Source organism: Maribacter sp. ACAM166 (assembly GCF_005771495.1).
Lineage (GTDB): Bacteria > Bacteroidota > Bacteroidia > Flavobacteriales > Flavobacteriaceae > Maribacter.
In genome coordinates this window covers 31410-48403 of the sequence record NZ_VAUW01000020.1, presented here as the reverse complement: position 1 = coordinate 48403, position 16994 = coordinate 31410, and the positions used below count along the sequence as shown (strand labels likewise).

Annotated in this window: 13 protein-coding genes and 2 tRNA genes; 9 read left to right on the top strand and 6 right to left on the bottom strand. The window is 36.2% G+C overall.

Annotation, left to right across the window (positions count from 1 at the left end; genetic code table 11):
* Positions 1–118: 118 nt before the first annotated feature.
* Positions 119–1744 (top strand): transcription termination factor Rho, encoded by a 1626-nt coding sequence (gene rho / locus ES765_RS13560; RefSeq protein WP_138114861.1) that lies wholly within the window; start codon positions 119–121, stop codon positions 1742–1744.
* Between the two features lie 197 nt (positions 1745–1941).
* Entirely contained in the window at positions 1942–2616 is a 675-nt protein-coding gene (locus ES765_RS13555) for a hypothetical protein (protein ID WP_138114860.1), read from the top strand.
* A gap of 1377 nt (positions 2617–3993) precedes the next feature.
* Here ES765_RS13555 and rpsT read toward each other — a convergent pair.
* The 4 genes from rpsT to proS form a co-directional block, all read right to left on the bottom strand.
* On the bottom strand, positions 3994–4245 hold the full coding sequence (gene rpsT / locus ES765_RS13550) for a 30S ribosomal protein S20 (RefSeq protein ID WP_138114859.1): 252 nt from the start codon (positions 4243–4245) through the stop codon (positions 3994–3996).
* A 55-nt stretch (positions 4246–4300) separates the two neighbouring features.
* Positions 4301–4372, bottom strand: a tRNA-Glu gene (locus ES765_RS13545).
* Between the two features lie 55 nt (positions 4373–4427).
* Positions 4428–4499 (bottom strand) — tRNA-Glu (locus tag ES765_RS13540).
* A 78-nt stretch (positions 4500–4577) separates the two neighbouring features.
* Positions 4578–6053 (bottom strand): proline--tRNA ligase, encoded by a 1476-nt coding sequence (gene proS, locus ES765_RS13535; protein WP_138114858.1) that lies wholly within the window; start codon positions 6051–6053, stop codon positions 4578–4580.
* 96 nt (positions 6054–6149) lie between these two features.
* Here proS and ES765_RS13530 point away from each other — a divergent pair, with 96 nt between their 5' ends.
* Positions 6150–7442: a hypothetical protein gene (locus ES765_RS13530; protein WP_138114857.1), complete on the top strand. Its 1293-nt coding sequence runs from the start codon at positions 6150–6152 to the stop codon at positions 7440–7442.
* A gap of 31 nt (positions 7443–7473) precedes the next feature.
* Positions 7474–8979, top strand: a complete 1506-nt coding sequence (locus ES765_RS13525) for an OmpP1/FadL family transporter (RefSeq protein WP_138114856.1) — start codon at positions 7474–7476, stop codon at positions 8977–8979.
* Positions 8980–9036: 57 nt separating this feature from the next.
* Here ES765_RS13525 and ES765_RS13520 read toward each other — a convergent pair whose 3' ends face one another.
* Both ES765_RS13520 and ES765_RS13515 read right to left on the bottom strand, forming a co-directional pair.
* The gene (locus tag ES765_RS13520; protein ID WP_138114855.1) at positions 9037–10479 is read right to left on the bottom strand and encodes a T9SS type B sorting domain-containing protein; all 1443 of its coding nucleotides are present in this window, start codon (positions 10477–10479) and stop codon (positions 9037–9039) included.
* A 123-nt stretch (positions 10480–10602) separates the two neighbouring features.
* On the bottom strand, positions 10603–12402 hold the full coding sequence (locus tag ES765_RS13515) for a T9SS type B sorting domain-containing protein (RefSeq protein ID WP_138114854.1): 1800 nt from the start codon (positions 12400–12402) through the stop codon (positions 10603–10605).
* Positions 12403–12534: 132 nt separating this feature from the next.
* Here ES765_RS13515 and folE point away from each other — a divergent pair, with 132 nt between their 5' ends.
* From folE to ES765_RS13490, 5 genes are all read left to right on the top strand, one after another.
* The gene (folE, locus tag ES765_RS13510) at positions 12535–13215 is read left to right on the top strand and encodes a GTP cyclohydrolase I FolE (protein WP_138114853.1); all 681 of its coding nucleotides are present in this window, start codon (positions 12535–12537) and stop codon (positions 13213–13215) included.
* Between the two features lie 14 nt (positions 13216–13229).
* A complete protein-coding gene (cysS, locus tag ES765_RS13505; protein WP_138114852.1) occupies positions 13230–14708 on the top strand; it encodes a cysteine--tRNA ligase in 1479 nt (492 codons plus the stop codon).
* Positions 14709–15161: 453 nt separating this feature from the next.
* Positions 15162–15383 (top strand): membrane protein insertion efficiency factor YidD, encoded by a 222-nt coding sequence (gene yidD / locus ES765_RS13500; RefSeq protein ID WP_138114883.1) that lies wholly within the window; start codon positions 15162–15164, stop codon positions 15381–15383.
* A 121-nt stretch (positions 15384–15504) separates the two neighbouring features.
* Positions 15505–16467, top strand: coding sequence for a prolipoprotein diacylglyceryl transferase (gene lgt / locus ES765_RS13495; protein ID WP_138114851.1), 963 nt, complete (start codon positions 15505–15507; stop codon positions 16465–16467).
* Positions 16468–16962 carry a DUF192 domain-containing protein gene (locus ES765_RS13490; protein ID WP_138114850.1) on the top strand — a complete coding sequence of 165 codons (495 nt, stop codon included), beginning with the start codon at positions 16468–16470 and terminating at the stop codon, positions 16960–16962.
* The last annotated feature ends 32 nt before the right edge of the window (positions 16963–16994 follow it).

Below are 16994 nucleotides of genomic sequence, written 5' to 3'. Positions count from 1 at the left end.
TGTAATATTGCTTCGTTATCATGTTATAACGCCTACCAAAAAGGAAAACATTCCTTGAATTTACCCAAAAAAAATACTTCTTACAATACAAATTACTTATAATTTATTCTACTACTTAATGTTTGAGATTTCAGATTTAAAATCAAAAAAGCTTCCTGAGCTTCAGGAAATTGCTAAAGGACTTAAGGTTCCTAAATTCAAAACTTTAAAAAAACTAGATTTAGTCTATCAAATATTAGACTTACAAGCTGCTAACCCCAAAGTTGCCGCGCCAATTGCAGCGGAGGAAGCAAGCAAACCAGTAGAGGAAAAACCAAAGCCAAAACCACGGCCCAGGCAACGTGTTGAACCTAATGTAGCTAAAGAACCGAAAGTAACTCTAAAGGAAGAGTCTCCCAAAAAAGAAGACACTCCAGAAAAAGATACGAAGGAAGTCTTAGAAACCGTAAAGCCTAGACCAAGACCTAGGCCTAAAACTGCAAATCCACCAAATACTAAAAAGGATTTTCAAAAGAGTTCTCCCCAAAGCAATAATCAGAATAACAAAAAGCCCAACCCAAGAACTACTCACGACAAGAGTAATTTTGATAAAGACCTTAAAAATAGGTACAAGGAGCCTGAATATGAGTTTGATTCAATAATTGCCAGTGAAGGTGTACTAGATATCATGCAGGATGGGTATGGATTTTTACGTTCATCTGACTATAATTACCTATCCTCACCAGATGACATTTATGTATCGCAATCACAGATTAGACTTTTTGGTTTAAAAACAGGAGATACTGTATTGGGTAATGTACGACCTCCAAAAGAAGGTGAAAAATATTTCCCTCTAATTAAGGTGAACAAAATTAATGGTATTGATCCTCAAATCGTTCGTGACCGTGTATCTTTTGAGCATTTAACTCCTTTATTTCCACAGGAGAAATTCAACTTAGCAGAACGTCAAAGTACAATTTCTACCCGTATTATTGATTTATTTTCACCTATTGGAAAAGGACAAAGGGGAATGATTGTATCTCAACCAAAATCGGGTAAAACCATGCTTTTGAAAGATATAGCTAATGGTATTGCAGCGAATCATCCTGAAGTTTATCAAATTATTTTATTAATTGATGAACGACCAGAAGAGGTTACCGACATGCAACGTAACGTGCGTGGCGAAGTTGTTGCATCTACATTTGACAAAGAACCAACAGAACACGTTCGTGTAGCGAATATTGTCTTAGAAAAAGCCAAAAGATTAGTAGAATGTGGTCATGATGTGGTTATTCTTTTAGATTCAATTACTCGTTTAGCACGGGCTTACAACACAGTACAACCAGCATCTGGTAAAGTATTAAGTGGTGGTGTTGATGCCAATGCGCTTCACAAACCAAAAAGATTCTTTGGTGCTGCTCGTAATATCGAAGATGGCGGCTCTCTTACAATTATTGCTACAGCATTAACGGAGACCGGTTCTAAAATGGACGAAGTTATCTTTGAAGAATTCAAGGGTACTGGTAACATGGAGCTTCAACTAGATCGTAAAATCGCAAACAGAAGAATATTCCCTGCTATTGACCTTACTTCTTCTAGCACACGTAGAGATGACATGTTATTAGACGAAAGTACCTTACAACGCATGTGGATCATGCGTAAGTACCTTGCGGATATGAATCCTTTAGAAGCAATGGAGTTTATCGAACAACGTTTTAAGCAAACGAAAAACAATGAAGAATTCCTGATGACAATGAACAAATAAAATAAATATTTTTATATTAAAATCCTGATTTCAAATTGAAATCAGGATTTTTTTGTTTTCGGAAACACCTGTAGAAATTACAAAAATTAAAACCCTTCCTTAAACACTACGCTTAATTCAATATCTTTAACGTATTAGAAAAGATTCTCCCCCAGTCTTTTTTCAGTTTTCTTATTAACCATTTAAATTCACAGAAAATGAAAAGACCAACTTCAGTGACCTCCAAAATCTTATGTGTTTTTGCCCTCACTAGTGTTTTTAGTTGCAATCAACAACAAGATAAAATTATGGTTAAAGCGCCAAATCAGATTGTAGCAGTTCCTCAAGCGAAAAACATGTATGACTCTTATGGCACGCGCAGAGTACCCCTAATTCAACATTTTGAGGATTCAATAAACAGGCAAAAAAAAGAGGGTAAGGAATTTGATGTTGGAAGGTTTGTTTATTATGATTATGAAACTATAAAACAGTATTTAGTCTATATAGAGCAGGAAGCAGAAGATGCTGGTGTAGAAATTTCAACTTTAAGGTTTTACTATTCTAATTATCCAGACGAAGCAGTTTTTCCAAATTCGAAAGATTCTATCAAACATCCGAGACAGAACTCTATTATGCTTTCACCAACCTACAATGATGGAAAACGAGACTTTTTGTTCTACGTTGGTCAAGGAGCACAAGGTAAACAGGCAGTGCCCCTAAGTAATAGTTTTGAAACTATTAAAGGGTATGGAACAAATTCATCTGAAAACAGTAAGGCCTACGCATCATTTGCACCAAACCTAAATACCACTACTAGTAAATCTGCAATTATTCAAAGTGTAAAAAGTTTAACACTTAATAGAGGCTCAGGTGTACCCCCGCCAAAGAACTAGAAAAAACTGTACTAACTATACCTAGATTGAATTATGCTCGAGTACATATCGAATAATTATTTTATGCTACTCTATTCTTTAGCTCTAATTCTATCTGTTACTAAATACCAACTCTACTATGATACTATATTAAAATACCTTCCTATTCTATTAGCATACACATTATTGTCAGAACTTTTAGGTATAATTATACGCGATGTAGAAGAAATTCAAATTATTTATAAGCAAGATTTTTACAATTACAACACCATTATTTTCAATATTTTTGACATCATCTTTTTTCTATATTTCTTTTATGTTTATTATCATCTTATTAACAACTCATTTAGCAAAAAAGTGATTAAATATGGTGCATGGGTGTTTTTAGCTACTTGTATATGTAATTTATTTTTTCAAAATTTCTATGTTGAACCTCAAAACTATGCCATTATCATTGGCGCACTAATTTTACTGTATGCTGTTTTAGCATATTTACATAAAATATTTAAAGAAGAGCGAAAAACGCTACCTCACAGAAATCTCCTTTTTTGGATTAGTTTGGGTATTTTATTTTTTTATACGTGGTACCCGGTTTCCATGTATATTCTGACTTTTTACTATGATATATATTCTGAATACAATTTATCCGTATTCCATTACGCAACAATTGGAGTTTTTTACTCTTGTATTATAACTGGTTTTATATTGATGAAGCGGCTTCGAATATCTATTGACTAAAAGAAATAGAAATCACTCGAACGATATAAAGCCATCGAATGGAAAAACTTAGTATGCAAAAAAAAGATTCAATTTTTGTAATACTAACTATAGAAAAAGGAGGAATTAATAAATAAAAACACAATGTATATAGTCATTGGGAAAATTATAAGCCATTTAAGGTATGCAATTAGTACTAATTGCAAAATCCCATAGAAACAAACCTCTTTTACGCTATAGCTAATAGTTCGTATGTTTTAATTTTTGCATCATCCTTTATTATAAAACAAAATTCAACAATACCTGGAACTCTTTTACCCTTTAATCTAATGTTTTAGGTAAGCTTTGCCCTACTACTATTTTATTCGATACTCCTTTTTAACACTATTATTGAATACACAGACCATAATACATGGGTTACACATGAATTGAGAGCAACGTTAAAAGTGCTTATCGCCGCTATGTAGTACATTTTTTAAAGAGAAATAGAATGGCTCTTAGGTAGAATAGAAACTCACTTACCCTTCACTAAATCACAGTATTTCAACAAAGCGATTCCTTTGGTTGTTAAAACTTAACGACCTTCTCAAAATTCTATCGTATTGAATTTTAAGAAGGTCGTACAACAAAAAAAGCCTTCCCTATTAAAGAAAGGCTTTAAATTTTTTGAGCCAAGCTAAATTATAGAGCCGCTACGTGCTTTGCCAATTTACTCTTTAAGTTAGCCGCCTTATTATCATGTATAATATTACGTTTTGCTAAACGATCAATCATACTTATAACTGTAGGGAATAATGTTTCAGCAGATTTTTTATCTTCTTCAGTACGTAACTTTCTCAATGCATTACGCATTGTTTTGTGTTGGTATTTATTACGTAAACGTACTGCTTCGTTTCTTCTAATTCTCTTTAACGCTGACTTGTGATTTGCCATTTTATTTCTTAATTTGTTTATAGGATTTATTAAAATCCTGAAAATGTTTTATTCGTAGTCCGTAGGGGAATCGAACCCCTGTTACCAGGATGAAAACCTGGCGTCCTAACCCCTAGACGAACGGACCATTGTTTTACTAGAACTTAAAATTTAATTAAAAACCGAGATTTTTAATTACTTCGTAGTCCGTAGGGGAATCGAACCCCTGTTACCAGGATGAAAACCTGGCGTCCTAACCCCTAGACGAACGGACCAAACTTTGCGCAATTGCGGATGCAAAAATACAAATATTTTTTACTATCACAACCCTTGAATATTATTTTTTAAATTTTTTAATACGCTTTAGCAAATAACACTCTTTTATTCGATGGTTTACCAGTAACTATACACACCCCTTCTTCTTCCTCGGCGTCAATAGGAATACACCTAATCGTGGCTTTTGTCTCTATTTTTACACGCTCTTCCGTTTCCTTGCTACCATCCCAATGTGCAGCGATAAAACCGCCCTTATCCTCTAAAATTTTCTTGAATTCGTCATAAGAATCAACTTTTGTAATATGATTTGTACGATAATCCAATGCCTTTTGATACAAGTTCTTCTGAATATCCTCCATTAAAAACTCAATTTTAGCTACCACATCGGTTGCTGCTACTGTTTCTTTTTGCAAGGTATCTCTTCTAGCTACTTCGAACGTGCCATTTTTCATATCCCTTGGCCCTATTGCCAACCTAACAGGTACTCCACGTAGTTCATATTCATTAAACTTAAAACCAGGCTTATGGGTGTCCCTATTATCGAACTTCACAGAAATACCTTTCAATCTTAACTCCTTAACCAATGGCATTACCTTTTCAGAAATTTCATCCAACTGATCCAATCCTTTATAAATTGGAACAATTACTACTTGAATTGGTGCCAATTTTGGAGGAATCACTAATCCGTTATCATCACTGTGCGTCATCACCAAAGCACCCATCAATCTAGTCGAAACTCCCCATGAGGTAGCCCACACATATTCCTTACTACCTTCTTTAGTTGCAAATTTAACATCGAATGCCTTTGCGAAATTCTGTCCTAAAAAATGTGATGTTCCAGCTTGTAGTGCCTTACCATCTTGCATCAATGCTTCTATGCAATACGTTTCAATCGCTCCCGCAAAACGTTCACTTTCCGTTTTAGTTCCTTTAATTACAGGTACGGCCATGTGATTCTCAGCAAAATCTGCATACACGTTCATCATTTGCTCTGCCTCTGCTATTGCTTCTTTCTCAGTAGCATGTGCCGTGTGACCTTCTTGCCATAAAAACTCCGAGGTTCTCAAGAACAATCTTGTTCTCATTTCCCAACGTACAACATTGGCCCATTGATTTATCAATAAAGGCAAATCCCTATACGACTGAATCCATTTTCTATAAGTATCCCATATTATAGTTTCAGAAGTTGGTCTTACAATCAGTTCTTCTTCCAGTTTCGCGTCAGGGTCTACAATAATTCCACTGCCATCTTCAGCGTTTTTTAATCTGTAATGAGTAACGACTGCACATTCTTTTGCAAATCCTTCTACATGGCTAGCTTCCTTACTGAAATATGATTTTGGAATCAATAGTGGGAAATATGCATTTTCATGCCCCGTTTCCTTAAACATTTTATCCAAACCAGCCTGCATCTTCTCCCAAATCCCATAACCGTATGGTTTTATCACCATACAACCCCTAACACCAGAGTTCTCGGCCAAATCTGCCTTCACTACTAGTTCGTTATACCATTTGGAATAATCCTCACTTCTCTTAGTCAAATTTTTACTCATTATCTGGAGTTTGGCACAAATTTTGTGAATATTATAATACAATAATTGGGTAAAACTAGTTATTTTTAATATGTTCAACACTATAATTTTGATCCGATGATATATTCAATACCCCACAACAAACTTCGCAACATAACAATGGTGGTAACCCTAGCTCTAATCTTAGCTTCATGCGGGTCTTACCAGCAAGCATCTTATTACGACAATGATGGTATTTACGCTGACGATACACCTCAAACGGTTGAGAGACGACCAGAGCAGCGTGTGAATACCCAACGTAATGCAGAATCAGATACGTATTCCGACTATTTTGGAGAAAAAGCTAATCAATACGATGAGATATTGGATAGTGAAATTTTTACCGATGTTGATTCCTATGCCACAAATGAAAATAGTGGATACGTTCCAGAAGGTCAGTTAACAGATTACTATTCAAATGAAAATGACTACCAAGGTTATGGTGGCTGGGGAGATAATGCTACTAGCGTAAGCATAAATATCTATGACAACGGATGGAACAATTGGGGTTATGGTGGTCAATTTGGATGGGCAAACCCTGCATGGGGCTGGAACAACTGGGGGTACGGCTCATCATATGGCTATGGTTGGAACAATCCTTGGGGATGGAACAATTGGGGTTATGGCGGCTACGGATATGGCTGGAACCTTGGCTTTGGCTCGAACAACTGGGGCTGGGGCGGTTATTACGGAAACTATAACCAAGGTTTTGGTTTCAATAATAGATATAACAATAGGCAATATGCCCTTAATAATTCTAGACGAGGAAACTATACTAGAAATACCGCTAATAACTCAAGTGCGTTAAGAGGGCGATCTAATGTAAATACAAGAGGAGATTCTCCAAGATACAGAAGTACAACTTCTCGTACTGCAACAACTAGAAGCGCTGCTAGCACACGTAGCTCAAGAACCTATTCCGGTAATAGCCGCAGTACCAGAAGAACAGTTGGCGTAGATCAAAACAGAGCATACAGAAGCAGCAGAAGCACGAGAGCTACCCCTAGATATACTACTTCTTCACGAAGTGTAAATTCTACGAACAGATATGCTACAGGCGCAAATACTAATGGCACCACTAGGTCTAGCAGTCGAGTAATGACCCCAAGGACTTCCACGTATAGAAGTTCTGGAAATAGTAGAAGTCCTTCGCGAAGTAGCGGGAACTATTCAACAGGTCGCACTACGAGAGGCTCTAACGGCGGGTCTTATAGAAATTCTGGCTCTAGCACTAGAAAATCTAGCGGCAGCAACTATAGCAGATCAAGCAAAAGCTCTGGTAGCTCTAGATCAGTAAGGAGTTCTAGTGGTGGTAGCTCAAGATCTTCTGGTTCTACATCCTCAGGTAGAAGCAATGGCAGAAGAAATTAAATCTATAAATTTTCACCTTTAAAATTTTTCTATGAAAATATATTTAACTTTCATAATACTCACCCTATGCGCTGTTGGTAGTGCTCAGAACATTAACGAAGCCTTACGCTATAGTGGTGAAAATCTTCAAGGTACCGCCCGCTTTCAAGCGATGGGTGGAGCTTTTGGAGCACTAGGTGGCGATATGTCATCTTTAAATATAAACCCTGCTGGATCAGCTGTTTTCAGCAATAGCCTATTTACTATTTCAGGATCAACCTACAATATCAATAATGAAGCAAGTTATTTTGGTACTAGCATTGATACGAAAACGAACAACCTTGATTTAAATCAAATAGGTGGGGCGTTTGTTTTTAAAAATACCAACTCAAATTCTGACTGGCAGAAGTTCTCATTAGCCTTTAATTACGATGTGGTAAACAATTTCGATAATGAATATTATGTTTCAGGAAATAGCTCGCAAGGCATAGACAACTACTTTTCGAACTACGCACAAGGAACACCCTTTGGCAACATTTTACTTCAAGATGGTGAATTTCTCGAAGAGGCTTATTTAGATATTGGAGCAAACCAAGGATTTAGAGAGCAACAAGCCTTTTTAGGATATTACGGAGGTATACTTGACCCTGCTTCTGAAGAGGACAATAATACAGACTATATAAGTAATGCGAGCTACAACACAGTCAATCAAGATTTTTTAAGGAGAACTTCAGGTTATAATAGCAAATTCACACTAAACACAGGTTCACAGTTTAAGGAGAATATTTACATGGGTGCTTCCTTAAATTTTCACAATATAGTGTACACTAAATATGATCAATTCACTGAACGTGGTTATGACGCTACATCGGAAATACAGAACACCACGTTTGATAATTATTTAAGCACAGAAGGAAGCGGTTTCTCATTTAGTCTAGGTGCAATTGCAAAGCTAAATGAATATGTACGCTTGGGCGGAAGCTACCAGTCTCCTACTTGGTATCGCTTGAATGATGATTTTTCACAACGTATCAATTCTGATTTGGCAGATTCTGAAATTAATTTTATTGATTTCAATATTGTCAATGTATTCGAAACATATACTGTAAAAACCCCAAGCAAATTGACAGGTAGCTTAGCACTAGTTTTTGCTAAAAACGGATTATTAAGTTTTGACTATGGATTTCAAGATTTTTCCAAAACGGAATTACGCCCTGCCAATGACCCTAGTTTTCAAAATGTAAACAATCAAATATCCAGCGAACTAGGCTCGGTTTCTACGTTTAGGTTAGGTGGAGAATATAGAATAGAACAATTCAGCTTAAGAGGTGGCTATCGTTATGAACAGAGCCCCTATGCAAACGGAAATACAATAGGTGATTTAAATGCTGTTTCTGCTGGGATAGGTTATAATTTTGGTGGTAGTAGATTAGATTTTGCCCTAGGCCGTTCCCAGCAAGATATTAATGAACGATTATTTGATTCTGGTATTACAACGCCAGCTAGCATAAATAGAATAAATACTAATGCAACTTTAAGTTATACGATTAACTTTTAAGCACTAGTGGTTTTAGAACTACCTAAAAAACGGACGCAAAATTTGCGTCCGTTTTTTTTATCTCTTTAGCGCAAAATGTGTTTTTCTTGTTTTTGCCACTAACAATCCCTCATCGGTCTCTGCATACTCAAACCGAAACCAGTAATCTGATGATGGCATCTGTCTCCCATTAAAAGTACCATCCCAAGCATCTGTCGGCCCTAACTGCTTTAATAATTTACCATATCTATCAAAAACAAATACAGCTGGGTTTGTTAAGGTATCAATCCCTTTTATATTCCAATCGTCATTAATACCATCACCATTGGGCGTGAAGAATTTAGGGTACCCTACCACCAAGAACTCAATAGGATCCGTAATACCACATCCGTTTTTGTCGTTTATAATTACAGTGTTAATACCAGGCGGAACATTCATGAATATCGGATCATCTTGAAATTCGCCATTATTTATAGCGTATTCATAAGCACCGTCTGCATCAATAATTATTTCAACATTATTTTGATCTGGATCAATAGAAAGGTTTGAATCTAAAAGCTCTACCCGATTTAGAATCGGTGTACCATAAAAAGTAATCAAAACTCCGCTGTCATCACTAACCGTTGGCGGCATACCGGTTCTAGTGGTAATTGTCGCAAAATAGCGTCCAGAATTAGGGCTTACGACCACCAATTCGGCTCCAAATTCACCAGAACCGGTAAGCGTATCATCTACCAAGCCATCATCCTCATAATCAACGGTCCATTCTACATTTGCAATATCAGAACCTGCTGGAGAATTCAATGCGCTAATGGTTATATCATCATCGCCTTCACAAGCTACAATATCAAGACCTAAAAATTCATCGCGCAACGTGCAATCCAAAGCAGTATTTTGATCATCACTTACAGAACTTCCCGTAAATGTCAACATAAAAGGTTCTGGATCACCCGTGAAATTATCTGCAAAATTATTTATTAGAATATAGTATATTTCACCTGGCTGCACCTCTAAATATTCATCGTAGGTGTTTTGGCTTCCGGTTAATGAAGCAGCTCCTTCTTGTCCATTTTCAGGATTTACACCAATTCCGGTAAATAACGTAGTATTGACTTCATAATTACAACGAATAGGTTGTGCCGTACCATTACTAATAGCTGCACAATCAACTTCTGGACCATACACAGCAAAATCCCATTCTGCAGTAGGTGTTCCAGTCCCTCCGTTGGCCGGCAATGCTTCGATATCAAAACCTACTTGACCACCAGTACCAGCCCTAAAAACAAACCAAGACGTATTAAATTCAATATTGGCAGAGGTTAGACTACCTTTTTCTAAACATCCTGTTTGTCGTATTACGTCTGGGTCAAAATCATCAACATCACCGCTACCGCCAGCAATACCCATAATAGGTTGGTCGGCGCATACAGGTATAGCAGTCCTACAATCCGCAGAATTCTGAGCACTTAAATTTGAATAGAAAAGAATCAAACAACATATAGAACAAATAAGTGTTCTCATAGAAAGTGTGGCTATTAGTTTACGTAATGTATATAATAACTACACATGCCAAATTTTAGTATCTTATAGCGACTATTATGGCTTTTAATCGATAAAATACACTTTATAGACCTATTTTAAAGCCTAACGTTTTAATGTAAAGTGATTATTAACATACGCTGCGTTCATACTTTGCCCTTGCGAGTTCGTATAGGATAGTTTAAACCAATAATCTGATTCTGGCAACAAAGTTCCTTTAAATGAACCGTCCCAACCAGTGGAACTTTTATTCAATTGATGAAGAAATTTACCATAACGGTCATAGATTCTAACAATCGGATTATCCAAAACTAAGAGTCCGCTTACCTGCCACTTATCATTTACACCATCTGCATTCGGCGTGAAAAATTTCGGAAAACCGATAACTACTATTTCCACAAAATCAGCAGCACAACCATCTAAATCATTTACAGTTATTGTATGTTCACCCGGAAATAGATCATTAAAAATTGAACTGTTTTGAGGGATTTCGTCGTCTAATTGATATTCGAAATTCCCTTGCTCTTCCAAAAAAACTTTGACAACATTCGATAAATCGTCCTCATAAGCAATACGTATATCTGTAATAACAGGTGGTGTAGAAAAAATTACAGCAACAGAACGAATTGTAATGCATTTTAAGGCCCCTTGTTTATTGCTCACAGATAAGGTATAAACTCCCTCCTTGGCAACAGTAATACTAGAAGTAGTTTCACCAGAACTCCATTCATATGTGAAATTCGAATCTGATAATTCTTCCCCAATAGTTACTACTGGCGATTCTCCACACATAAAGATATTGGTATCAAAATCTAACGTTGGTAGCTCAACACTATTAATCTCAAAAGATTCTGATGCATCAAAACAGGTTCCATTTTCGATGGAAGTTGTACGTACATAGATTGTCTCTGAAGGCATTGTTGGAATATATTCTTTTGGCAATGCGTTCCTTGAATTTATAGCTTCTTCTAGAGAGGCATGATACGTTACACTAAATTCAAACGGACTTTGATTTTCTAATGCTTCTGCATCTTTTTGCCTTAAATTAATGGCGGTACCATCAAAACAAACCGTTTCATCTGAAACTGGATAAGTAACCGGTGAAGGAACATACGCCACTTGGGTCTCACTAATTAAATTATTTCCTGATGGCCTTAACACTAAAACCCGATACATTCCAGATACCGCAACAGATAATTGTGGCTCATTTTCGTTAGGAATACGCTGATACCCTGTACCTATATCCAAATACCATTCATATTTTAATGCCGCAAAAGTTGTAGCATCCAAAATCACGGTTTCAGTATCACAGGCACTAATTGGAGGGCCTAGTAAATTATCTATAATATCACAATCCAATGCTGTATTCGGAAATTCTATAAAAATGTTTCCTGAGAATTGAATTGAGAACCCTGAATTATTGTTGCTATAATTATTAATCAACAAATAATAATCCTCATTTGCTGTTACTTCTAACCAATCTTTATATTGAATATTATCAGCTCCAGTAGGGTCTTCACCAATACCTATATAACTACTACCATCAGAATTATCAAAAAAATCACATCGTACAGGTTCTCCTAAATCATCACAATCATTGGTTTTATACAAAGCAAAATCCCAATCTTCATTTGAATCATAACCAATATTGAACCCTAATTGACCACTTTTACCTACTCTAAAGCGGTACCAAGCAGAATTAGTTTCGATAGTTACCGAAGCTTCAATACAGCCTGAGACGGAAGCACCATTAAAATCATCCACCCCATAACCATTTGTACCTGCATTTACAGGGGTGTTTTTACAAATAGGAGTAGCATTGATACAATCTGGTGCTACTTGTGAAAAACAAGTTAGGCAACCAAAAATGTTCATTAGTAGAATGGCTATACTATACTTGGTCATAGAGTCTAAATAATTGGAATTTAAAATTAACCAGACCTTTGCGCTATGTCTAATTTATGTTGTGTAATCCCCCCATTTAGATATAAAGTGGCACATAATGTATATCTTTGCAGCTTGTAAAAGTTAGTTAAAATGAAAATTGAGGATACATTGGAAAATCAATTTGAGGAGTTAGGAAACGATCATATTTCTACATCTGAAGATACACCCTTACGCAAAGACGCCTTTGTTTTGGATGATGCTACTAAAATAGAACGCATACGTGAAAACGTTCGTGACATTATGTTAACCTTGGGGCTAGATTTAAACGATGATAGTTTAAAAGGTACCCCAAACCGGGTTGCCAAAATGTATGTAAATGAGGTATTTGGTGGTTTACACCCGAACCGAAAACCAAAATCTTCTACATTCGATAATAAGTATAAGTATGGGGAAATGTTGGTTGAAAAAAACATCACCCTATATTCAACCTGTGAGCATCACTTTTTACCGATTGTAGGTCGTGCACACGTTGCCTATATTTCTAACGGAACGGTTGTTGGTCTATCTAAAATGAACCGTGTAGTTGATTATTATGCAAAGCGACCGCAAGTACAGGAACGTTTAAATATTCAAATCGTAAGAGAATTACAAGAGGTTTTAGGGACGGAAGATGTTGCTTGTATTATAGACGCTAAACACCTTTGTGTAAATTCAAGAGGTATACGAGATATCGATAGTAGTACCGTAACCGCTGAATATGGCGGCAAATTCAAAGAAGATTTAGTACGACGTGAGTTTTTAAATTACCTAAACTTAGATAGCCATTTTTAATCGCATACAGCTTCATGCAATTGTTCGAAAGTCAAGAAATCAAAGTATATAACTCCTTAACTGGGAAAAAAGAAATTTTCAAGCCTATAAATACGGGCCATATTGGTATGTACGTTTGCGGACCAACTGTATATAGCAATGTACATTTAGGTAACTGTAGAACTTTCATGTCATTTGATATGATTTTTAGGTATTTTAGACATCTCGGTTATAAAGTACGTTATGTACGGAATATTACAGATGCTGGTCATTTGGTTGACGATGCAGAAGATGGTGAGGATAAAATCGGTAAAAAGGCTAGACTGGAAAAATTGGAACCGATGGAAGTTGTACAGCGATACACCGTCGATTTTCATAATATTTTAGAGAAATTTAATTTTTTACCTCCAAGTATAGAGCCAACAGCGACAGGTCATATTATCGAACAAATTGAAATCATTAAGGATATTCTTGAAAAGGGATTTGCGTATGAGACCAATGGCTCTGTGTATTTTGATGTAGCAAAGTTCAATAAGGAGCATGAATATGGTAAACTTAGCGGGCGTAAGCTAGAAGATATGATTGCCAATACCCGCAATCTTTCCGCACAAGATGACAAGCATAATCCGCAAGATTTTGCACTCTGGAAAAAAGCCGAACCGCAGCACATTATGAGATGGCCTTCACCGTGGGGAGATGGTTTCCCAGGTTGGCATTTAGAGTGTACGGCAATGAGTACCAAGTATTTGGGTGAAACCTTTGATATTCATGGCGGTGGTATGGACTTAAAATTCCCACATCATGAATGTGAAATTGCACAGGCCGAAGCTAGTAATGGAAAATCTCCTGTAAATTATTGGCTACATACTAATATGTTGACGCTCAATGGTAGGAAAATGGCTAAATCAACAGGTAATAGTATTCTTCCTGGAGAAATATTTTCTGGTGAAAATGAAATTCTAAGCAAACCATTTTCCCCATCAATGGTTCGTTTTTTCATGATGCAAGCGCACTATACCAGTATTTTAGATATCAGCAATGAAGCCTTTTTGGCTTCGGAGAAAGGCTTTAATAAATTAATGGAAGCCATAAATTCATTAAAATCATTAGCTACCGGCAAAACCACAAATTTTGATGTCACTGCTTGGAAATCTTCTTGCTATAATGCTATGAACGATGATTTTAACACACCGATTCTTATTGCCAACTTATTCGATGCGGTGAAGCATATCAATTTAATAAAAGAAGGTACCGAAACGATTACTGCAGAAGATAAAACGGAATTGGGAAACACCCTGCATAGCTTTGCGTTTGATGTTTTAGGACTTGAAAATAAGAGTAGTTCTGATGCAGATTCTGAAAAGTTAGGTGGTGTGGTAGAGCTTTTAATACAACTACGAAAAGAAGCACGGGAGAATAAAGATTTTGCTACTTCCGATAAAATTCGTGACCAATTGGCTGATTTAGGTATTCAACTTAAAGATGGCAAAGAAGGTACTACGTATAGCCTATAATTTTATAGATAAAAATTAAAATTTCTGAAGTTTAGTCTGGTATGCTACAGGGTCTAAATTTTGACGGTTTTTCAACACACTATTAAGGTAGGACCTACGTTCAAAGCCACAATCAAGATATTCATCTTTGATATTCCGTTTTGGGTCCTGAACAAGCCAACTGCCAATTTGATTCTTTCGTTATTAATAAATTCAACTGGCGAAATACCTAATTCTGATTTAAACATTCTGTAAAAATACCCCGGACACATACAGGGTATTTTACTCAACCCATCAACATGTTATCTACAAACATATATTTTGAAGAATGATTCTTAGAAAACAAAAATCGTACGTGATTAATACAAGTTTCTTAGACAAATCAAGATACAAAACATCAGGACTTATTCGTTTTTAAGAATTCACACTTTTATACTAGCTTTGCAATATTAATTTTTTATTTTGAACATCTCGATTAAAAAAATTCTGATTGCCCCATTTATACTATTGGTCCGTTTTTATCAATTGGCCATATCACCGTATACCCCTGCCACATGCAGATACTCCCCTACCTGCTCCCAATATTCGGTAGAGGCATTGAAAAAACATGGTTTGTTCAAAGGAGGATGGTTGGCAACAAAACGTATTTTCAGCTGCAATCCTTGGGGCGGGAAGGGATATGACCCGGTTCCTTGAATTGGTTAATTCTAATAAATTGAAAACTTCTTTCACGTATTACTCTTTAGCCAAACTCTATTTTCTAAAACCGAATTGGTCTGTTGGCTATTTATTATCTTAGCCATTCAAAATACGACACATGCATTTCTTAGGAATAATCTGGAATCCCAATGAAACCCTATTCAATATAGGATTTATACAAATTAAGTATTACAATTTACTTTGGATCACCTCTTTCGCTTTAGGTTGGTTCATCATGAAAAAGATTTTCGTAAATGAAAAAAAATCAATAGAACAGTTAGATTCCCTCTTTATCTATACCGTTTTAGGAACAATGTTGGGCGCACGATTAGGTCATGTAATTTTCTATGATTGGGCGTATTATTCCACTCACTTGGTAGAAATTCTTTTACCTATTCGTGAGAGTGATTCGGGGAGCCTTTTATTTGGATTAATTAACGGTTATGTATTTACAGGATTCGCCGGTTTAGCTAGTCATGGTGCAACTCTTGGTATTATTGTAGGCACATGGCTGTATACTAGAAAGTTTCCCGAGTTTAATATGCTCTGGATATTTGACAGAATTGTACTACCGATTTCAATTGGTGCCTTTTGTGTCCGTTTAGGCAACTTTTTCAACTCTGAAATCAATGGCAAAGTAGTAAACGAAAATTTCATTTTCGCTACCAAATTTATACGTGACTCAGATGACCTTCACCCGTCAAAAGCCCTGGGTATCACCCAAGAAAAAACATTGAATGCTGCTTATGATGCCCTTGAGAACAATCCACAATTTTCCCAATATTTAGCAGAAATCCCTTACCGTCATCCGGCCCAATTGTACGAAGGTATAGGTTACATTTTTATATTTATACTTCTTTACTTTCTGTATTGGAAAACTGATAAAAAGAATAAGGCGGGTTACTTGTTCGGACTGTTTTTTGTACTGCTTTGGACAGTTAGATTCTTTGTTGAGTTTGTCAAGAAAAGCCAAGGAGGATTTGAAGAATCGTTAGGTGTTTTATCAACTGGTCAATGGTTGAGTATTCCTTTTATTCTTATTGGCCTATTTTTCATGTTTAGAAAAAGTAAGACCGCCTAAATGTTCAATTTTCGAAGCAAATATTGGGTATTAATAGTGGTCTTGACAGTGTTATTAACCTCTTGTCAGGAAGACGCTAAAAAGACCATCACCACGCAACAGGTAGACTTTACATACGAGGGTGATTTATCTATCTTTAAAAAGACCAGCGATACTTTACGAACTAAATTCAACATAGAATTTGCACAAACAGAATATGAAACGCAAACAGGATTAATGTACCGAAAGGGTATGGCGAAAAATCAGGCCATGCTCTTTATTTTTCCAGAGGAAGCTGTGCATTCGTTTTATATGAAGAATACTGAATTTTCATTGGACATTCTTTATATCGATAAGGATTTGAAAATTGCCAGCACGCAAGAAAATGCACAACCCTTAAATGAAGGCGGATTATCCTCTCTAGTAGCCGTTAAATACGTACTGGAAATTAATGGAGGATTAACGGAAGAATTGGGAATAAAAGTTGGAGACAGCATAAGTTTTACCAAAAATTAAAATACCATTTTATTAGGTAGTCATTAAGGAAC

Coding starts and splice junctions, on each gene's coding strand:
- rho (WP_138114861.1), top strand. CDS start 119: ATGTTTGAGATTTCAGATTTAAAATCAAAAAAGCTTCCTGAGCTTCAG.
- ES765_RS13555 (WP_138114860.1), top strand. CDS start 1,942: ATGAAAAGACCAACTTCAGTGACCTCCAAAATCTTATGTGTTTTTGCC.
- rpsT (WP_138114859.1), bottom strand. CDS start 4,245: ATGGCAAATCACAAGTCAGCGTTAAAGAGAATTAGAAGAAACGAAGCA.
- proS (WP_138114858.1), bottom strand. CDS start 6,053: ATGAGTAAAAATTTGACTAAGAGAAGTGAGGATTATTCCAAATGGTAT.
- ES765_RS13530 (WP_138114857.1), top strand. CDS start 6,150: ATGATATATTCAATACCCCACAACAAACTTCGCAACATAACAATGGTG.
- ES765_RS13525 (WP_138114856.1), top strand. CDS start 7,474: ATGAAAATATATTTAACTTTCATAATACTCACCCTATGCGCTGTTGGT.
- ES765_RS13520 (WP_138114855.1), bottom strand. CDS start 10,479: ATGAGAACACTTATTTGTTCTATATGTTGTTTGATTCTTTTCTATTCA.
- ES765_RS13515 (WP_138114854.1), bottom strand. CDS start 12,402: ATGACCAAGTATAGTATAGCCATTCTACTAATGAACATTTTTGGTTGC.
- folE (WP_138114853.1), top strand. CDS start 12,535: ATGAAAATTGAGGATACATTGGAAAATCAATTTGAGGAGTTAGGAAAC.
- cysS (WP_138114852.1), top strand. CDS start 13,230: ATGCAATTGTTCGAAAGTCAAGAAATCAAAGTATATAACTCCTTAACT.
- lgt (WP_138114851.1), top strand. CDS start 15,505: ATGCATTTCTTAGGAATAATCTGGAATCCCAATGAAACCCTATTCAAT.
- ES765_RS13490 (WP_138114850.1), top strand. CDS start 16,468: ATGTTCAATTTTCGAAGCAAATATTGGGTATTAATAGTGGTCTTGACA.